Source organism: Psychroflexus sp. MES1-P1E, from assembly GCF_002836055.1.
Lineage (GTDB): Bacteria > Bacteroidota > Bacteroidia > Flavobacteriales > Flavobacteriaceae > Psychroflexus.
The window spans coordinates 1-7,041 of the sequence record NZ_PJBS01000123.1 but is presented as its reverse complement, the minus strand read 5'-3'; the positions used below and the strand labels follow the sequence as shown (position 1 = coordinate 7,041).

Genomic DNA, 7,041 nt, shown 5'->3' with positions numbered 1-7,041 from the left:
CTGACCTCTATAAATATTTTGCTTTTATCTTTTCTTTTTTAAACGCCAAATTTTATATTTAGCGGACTTGGTTAATATTCACAGAACTTTCGGTTTAGCACAAACGCCCTATGTTTTTTATACAGTGTTGTAGGTAGTTTTTATTCCACAATCTTATTAAATCTCTGGTTCAGACCGTTTATGAATTTATGCGTTTTTTTGTCAAATCCAATGATTTTACCTAAACTATCTCGTTTAAAGTGAAACCATAATTCTGCGTCTGTATCAAAGAATATATCTTTTTCGTAAGCGTAAATTGGAATTGGGTCACGAACAATATTTCTGCGTACAATTTGGAATTTCAAAGTGTCATTTTCAATTACGATGTTGTTCCAATACACTTTACTTTTCTCAAACAAATAAGTGCCTAAATATTCATTTTTTTCGTTGGAAGTAATGTCTTTTGATTTTAAAAACTTATTTCTTTGAACACGTCTTTCTTTTAGGTTGTATTTATCGCCATTTTTTAAGACATAAAATTTATTTTTTCCAGTTTCGAGTGTGTCAATCTCATTGAAATAGGGCGACCAAAATGTGTTGTCATAAATTGATACAAATTTATTACCTATAACTTGAAATTCATTTCCTTGTACCAAAATGCCTGTGTCTTCGTCTATTCCAACACCTAATAATTCTGGTCTAATTTTTAATAAATCAAACATATCATATTGTCTGTTTCTATCAAGAAAATGTTGGTCAAAAGCTGTATTAGTTACAAATCCAAAACCTACCTTAGGATTGCTGATTATTCTATAACTCCCGTTTAAATCTCGTCCGCCTCTTGCTAAATATGAACCCTGAATAGATGCGCCTGCCGAATGTCCACCAATAATTCCGCCACGTTTTAGCACATTTTTCAATTCCAAATGAGTTTTAGTATTCAAATACGCGTCTGCTGTCCGCCATTGTCTTCCGCCAGTTAGCCAAACTGCTGTAGCACTTTTTAAAGGTTGTATAAATTCATCGCTATCTGCTACCAAAGTATCTCTAGTATGCATAAATTGAATATCATCGAATCCACGAGCAGTAAACTGTCTTTTTAAAATTTTAAATTCTGGGTCATAGTTTATCGAATTTTCATCAAATGCGGTTGGAATAATCACAAGTTTAGCTGACTTTCCACCTGCCAAATCATAAAACACTTGCCACATTTCGTCAGTTATTCCGCCTCCACCAATTAATAACGCTCCGTTCGTTGGTCCAATAGATTGACTTTTAGTTTCATTCGATTTATTTACTGTGTCTTGACAAGAAAACATTAAAATCAGAAGCGAAAATATTGATGCAATTTTGAGAAAATTTATTTTCAATTTACTGATTTTCATATAGTGCAGAATGTTTTTTTTAAATGTGTGCTAACGGTCTTGGTCAAGGCAAGTAGCGTGGAGTAGGGACACGTTCTTGTCGGCTTAGTTGTTTTTTACTTGGTCTCTAAAATAGTACTTTTTACCAGATTACCCGCTATTTGCGTTTAACCGATGTTGCAAACTGTAGCCGAGTTAATTTTTTTCTTATATAGATATTTCTAATTTCTTCATATCAATTGAATAAAACCAATTTTGTCCATCAATATTTAATAAAAAGTGTCTGTTGTCACATTATATTCTGCAAGCAGAAAGCCTTTTTTGATTTACATCAATTATATATCCCACATAGAGATTGTATATGAAGAACACTAAATAAAATATTTCCTGCCTATTAAAGTAAAAAGAATCAGCTAACAAACTAAGGCTTTCCAACCAAACAAAAAAGCCACCCCTTTCCGGAAGTGGCTCTTAGCATACATCATTTTCCTTTTTATAAGTATTCAAACAGGTCGTATTCTAGTTGAATTACTGATGATTCTGCATTGTCAACCGCCTCCATTGCACTGTTATACGTCTCGGCAGAATTTATCACCATCCCGTTCCGGTGTTCCTTTAGAGTGGAGAAAAACTTTACCTCAAACCATACCTTATTTAGTATTTCCTGCTCTTCGGCAGTGAGGCTAGTGTTGCCGCCCAGCACTTCATCCATACGCCTGCGAGCTATGTTTTTTACCTTATCGGCTGCGTTGCTATCAGCAGGCAAGTTGCGGATGGCTCCAATTACAAGGTAGGTTTTGCCCCAGCCTACCTTTCTAACATATTCTTTGCCGTATTTAAGCTCGTATAGGGCCGGGTTTTCATCATGTACTAGAGCCAGGGAGTCTCGCACCTCAATAGAGGGAAAGTAATCCTCGTAGCCCTCCACATAGCGAACACCGCCCATCAGTACGCCGTTTTCGGTTACCGGGTACTGTTCAATAACCGACTGGTACAAATCGGTGCTAACAGCAAACTTGGTAGAAAAGTCAATTCTCTGATTGTAATACTCATAGTGATTACGGTAAGGAAACATAAATTCTATCGGGTCGGCCCTATTCTCCCATTTAGGACTCCAGCCAGACGATTGAAGCTTTTTGATATAGTTGGCTTCAGTATCACCAAAAGGATTGGCGACCGGCACATCCGTATTCATGTAAACTCCCGCACCAACCTGCTCCTGATAAGGATAATCTGCCTGCAGAATGGTTTGGTCGTTATTAGTAATGGTTACATTCCTGCTTCCGGCCGCTGCATTGTAGGTAGTGGTGATAGTGCTGCTATTATCGGTCGTGGTAAATTCAACCGAACTCAGGTCGCCATTGGTATAGTTTTGAATAGCCGTACCCTCCTCGCTATACACCTTCTTGACCGAGGGAAGTCCGTTGGTATACTCGGTTTCAAACCATAATTCACCCCCGGTATTGTAGTATTTAGACCAGATCGGCTTATTATCCTCACTGCGGCTTACCTCCATATACAGGTGATGCGGTAAACTGTTAGCGTATACTTTGGCTGATTTTATATAACCGTTTTCATAGTATTCGAATTCTTTTGAAACCTGGCTTTCGGGATAAACAAAATTTTGTTGGCCTTGTTTTATCCAGCCGTTTTGGTGCTGGCTAATCACCTCAAAATACGAACTAGATTCAATAGAGTAGTCGGTTTGAGGAATTTCATCGTCCTTTTGGCAGGAAGATAATAGTACTGAAACTGCCAGAAGCAGAGATAGGTAAAATTTTTTGTGCATTGAATAGGTGTTTAAAAATTAAGATTTTTGTTTACTGGATTATTTAATTTACTTTGGTATAAAAACCTGTGTAAAGGCTCCAAAAGCGAATAATAATTTTTTAATTTGTTTAAAGTTTATTTTTCTATTAGTAAGAAATTTAAACTTTTGTTACATTTTTGCGTTAAGTTATTGAACTCAGGAATCTTGTGGCTATTGTTTACAACGTTTGGGTATGAGGAGTGCGGGAGGGAAGTTAGCTTACTCACGGTCTAGCCTATAGCCAAATCTTGTGTTTTTCTTTTTACATTTTATTTTCTCAAAAAGCCAAATCAGAAGATTTGGCGGTCATCCCAAATATACCGAAACTTTCGAAAAAACAATATCACCCGTATTACTTATCCCCGTTGTTGGCAACTGGCTTTTGAGTTATTCTTAGTCGGTTAATTTAATTTCATAAGTGGTTAAACCATACGCTGAACTTCCTAAATCCTGACTAATAATTGTCCAATCTTCATTTTCAACTGGCGATAAGATTATAAAAGGATTATTTAAATCAGTTGATTCATAAATTTTAATTTCTCTAAACGAATTTTTAGGGACTGGATTAGCACCAATTATTGCATCCTCTAAAATTTTACTAGAAGTATTTTTTTCAATAACATTAGTTGTATCTATTTCTAATCCTAATTCCTCGGATTTCTGGAAGATTATAATAATATTTTTAGCCGTTTGATTATTTATAAAATACTGTGCAGCACCACCATAATCAACAATTATATTATCATCATTATTCTTATTACAGCTACTTATGATAAAAATAAGAATAATTAATAAAATGTATTCTTTAATTGAATTTAAAAATTTCATAGTGATTTTATTTTAAGATGGTTTTTATTTCAAAAGTTGCGTTAGGTTATTGAAATCGGGTATTTATTTTTAGCTTGTTGCCAACGGAATTGTGTATGGTTAGTTGCGTGGTTAAGCACCTAATTTAGCAAATAAATCACAGATAGAATATTCCGCAGGAATGTTCGTAAGTCAGCAGTGACCTAGCAATTAATTATACACGGTGTTAGCAATAGTACTTTTTAATGATTTATTTAATTTCTCAATATATTCTTTTCGTTCAATTAATTGACTCACATCAGCGTCAAATGTTTTGGTTTTGTTTATGTTCGGAAATGATAATTTATTTTTAGCTATTGAATTTGAAATCAAAATATTGAAATAGTTATAAATTAGGATTATTTTTTGCAAAATATCAGTTTCAACAATTTCAAAGCCAATTTTTTCTGCTGTTCTTTTATTTATTATGTAGCTTGTTCCTCGAATTTTGATTTTCTTATCATTCTCATACTTTTCGATTAGGTGCAAAAGTCCATCCAAATACTGTTGGATTATAAAATTGGTTCTTTGTTTACCATTCATTTTTTTGTCAATTACGAAATAGTAATCAAATAAAGTTCCACCGTGAATTTTGATTAGTCCGTTTTTAGGTTTTTCGGATATAAATAAAGTTGAATAATAAATCACTCTTCCATTTTTTTTTAAGAAAGGCATATCGAAGAATGGTGCAATTATAGATAAGGTTATTGGAAATGTCAAAATTCCAATCAGATATATACCTGAATAGATTGATATAATAACTGACAATAATATAATTATAATAGAACAAATCGCTATCACAATTAAGATTCTATTTCGCTCTTTTTTATTCTTATTATAAAATTTATGGTTCATTATTTATGAATGTGTTTTTTGTATTATTGCTAACGTTTAGCTAAACGGCAGTGCGGACTTAACAACAAGTTAGTTCCATTTTTGCGGTTAGCAAATTTATTTATAGAACACAATTTACATAATTTTATCTCTGTGAGGAAATTAAATTTGCGGGGTTGGTAAATGCTATATCTGATTCGGGTTAAACCCTTACCCGCATTGCGTTTGAGCTGTTGTTATAGCCCGTTTTTAATCCAACTCACAACAGCTTCTAAATTCTCTGTTTCAAATGCTGCCGAATGTCCTCCTTTTTTAACCGTCATTAATTGTTTATTAGTCGAAATTGAATTTTCAAATAATTTCAATCCCATTTTATAAGGAAGGTCTTCATCATCCTTAGCATGAAGTATCAATAAATCATTGGAATATTGTTTTACTTTTTCAATATTACTTATATTCAATAAATAATCTGGAACTGTTAAATCAATAAATGGTCTTAATATAAACTTACCTCCACTAAGAAATTGTTTCTTATAATGCTTTAATATATCAGAAACATCTGATACTGGAGATAAAAGAATTAGCTTATCTGGTCGCTTAGTAACTGCTAAATCAGCTGCAAATGTTGAACCTAAAGAATAACCTATTACAATCAAATCATCATCAATGTCTTCAATATCAAGTTTGTCGAACATTTCTAAATTATCTATAAACTGAGTTTTAAAAGATGATTTCCCATTACTATACCCATACCCGCGATAATTCCATGAAATAATTCTAGATTTTGTTTTTATTGATAGTGTCATTAAATATTCTGCATAGGACGTGTGTCTAGATGAATTCCCAATAAAAAAAACTATTGTTTTGTCATATTCAACTGGAGAATACTCGAAATATTCAAAGGTCGTACTATCATTAACTGTAACATAATCTCTCTTTAAAACGATTGTGTCGCTTTTAATTATTTCAGTCCTGCTTGAATCTATAATACTTGCCGATATGTTTAACCATTTTTGTTGATAGTTCGTATTATAAGTTTCTAAATCGATGCTATCTTGACCGATATCGTATGGTGTTGCTCTAAATGCACTACGTTCAGCAATCCTATATGTTTTGATTGCGCAAGAGTGAATCAATATTACTACAAGTGGTATTGTTATAAATCTAATTAGTTTCATTAATTTCTCGTTTGTTTCTTTTGTAAAATGGGCTATAACGTTGTTGTATAAGATTAGTTACGTGTTTTAAGCACTAAAGTTAGTAAATAAAACACAGATTTAAAGTCCGCGAGAACTTCCGTAAATAAGCTAAAACCAGTAATTAATTTTATACGGTGTTGCCAGAAGTGTTTTTCGCTAAATATGTTTTATCTAATTCTTTTGCAATTTCGATTGCTTCTTTCACAACTTCTTTCGGATAATCGTTAATTTCAAGGATTCTAATTGCATTTCTGTTTTTTGATTTTCCTTCTTTAAGTTTGTAATCAAACCCTACATTTTTGTCGTTTACTGTCTCACTAAAATGGTACAGTTGATATTCGTCTGAAAGCATATCGGTTAATTCTATGTCGTGAGTTGAAACCAATATTTTATTATTATTCTTTGTTAGAGCAGATAAAACAGATTTTCCAGCAGAAATACGCTCTACTGTATTCGTGCCTTTAAAAATTTCATCTAAAAGAAACAGGTTTTTATTTCCGTTTACGCTCTCTTTAAGCATTTCCTTAATGGTTAATACTTCTTCAAAATAATAGCTTTTATCGTTCATTAAATCATCACTTATTCGGATTGCCGAAAACACTTTTAACAAAGAAAAATTCATTGATTTTGCAAAACAAGTATTAATTGTAAATCCAGTTATTACATTCAGTCCAATGGCACGAATAAAAGAAGTTTTTCCAGACATATTTGAACCTGTAAGAAGTATGGATTTTTCAGATATGCTTATACTATTAGTTGTGCAATTAAAAATTAAAGGATGGCTAATATCTTTAGCAATTATTTTGTCACCATCATTAATAATTGGTAAACAAAACGTTTCAAGTCCGTTTCTTAAAGATGCTATTGAAATTAGCATATCAATATGACCAACAAACTTAAAAACGTTTTCTATCTCTTCTCTTTTAGTGTTTAATCTTTTTAAAACGCCAAAAAGAAATAAAGGCTCAAGTAAAAACATTGTTTTAAAAATCTCAAATATAAACCAAGC

6 protein-coding genes are annotated in these 7,041 nt (G+C 32.6%); all 6 read right to left on the bottom strand.

Translation table 11 applies throughout. The features are described 5' to 3' along the window. Positions 1-140: 140 nt before the first annotated feature. Positions 141-1,349, bottom strand: a complete 1,209-nt coding sequence (locus tag CXF67_RS03405; protein WP_180957887.1) for a cyanophycinase — start codon at positions 1,347-1,349, stop codon at positions 141-143. A 487-nt stretch (positions 1,350-1,836) separates the two neighbouring features. Next, positions 1,837-3,132 (bottom strand): hypothetical protein, encoded by a 1,296-nt coding sequence (locus CXF67_RS03400; RefSeq protein ID WP_102087468.1) that lies wholly within the window; start codon positions 3,130-3,132, stop codon positions 1,837-1,839. 414 nt (positions 3,133-3,546) lie between these two features. Further along, a complete protein-coding gene (locus CXF67_RS03395; protein ID WP_102087467.1) occupies positions 3,547-3,981 on the bottom strand; it encodes a hypothetical protein in 435 nt (144 codons plus the stop codon). A gap of 189 nt (positions 3,982-4,170) precedes the next feature. Continuing rightward, positions 4,171-4,767, bottom strand: coding sequence for a hypothetical protein (locus tag CXF67_RS03390; RefSeq protein ID WP_257984573.1), 597 nt, complete (start codon positions 4,765-4,767; stop codon positions 4,171-4,173). A gap of 302 nt (positions 4,768-5,069) precedes the next feature. Continuing rightward, entirely contained in the window at positions 5,070-6,011 is a 942-nt protein-coding gene (locus CXF67_RS03385; protein WP_102087465.1) for an alpha/beta hydrolase, read from the bottom strand. A gap of 148 nt (positions 6,012-6,159) precedes the next feature. Beyond that, positions 6,160-7,041 (bottom strand): MutS-related protein (locus tag CXF67_RS03380; protein ID WP_441344393.1); only part of this gene is annotated, 882 nt, incomplete at its 5' end.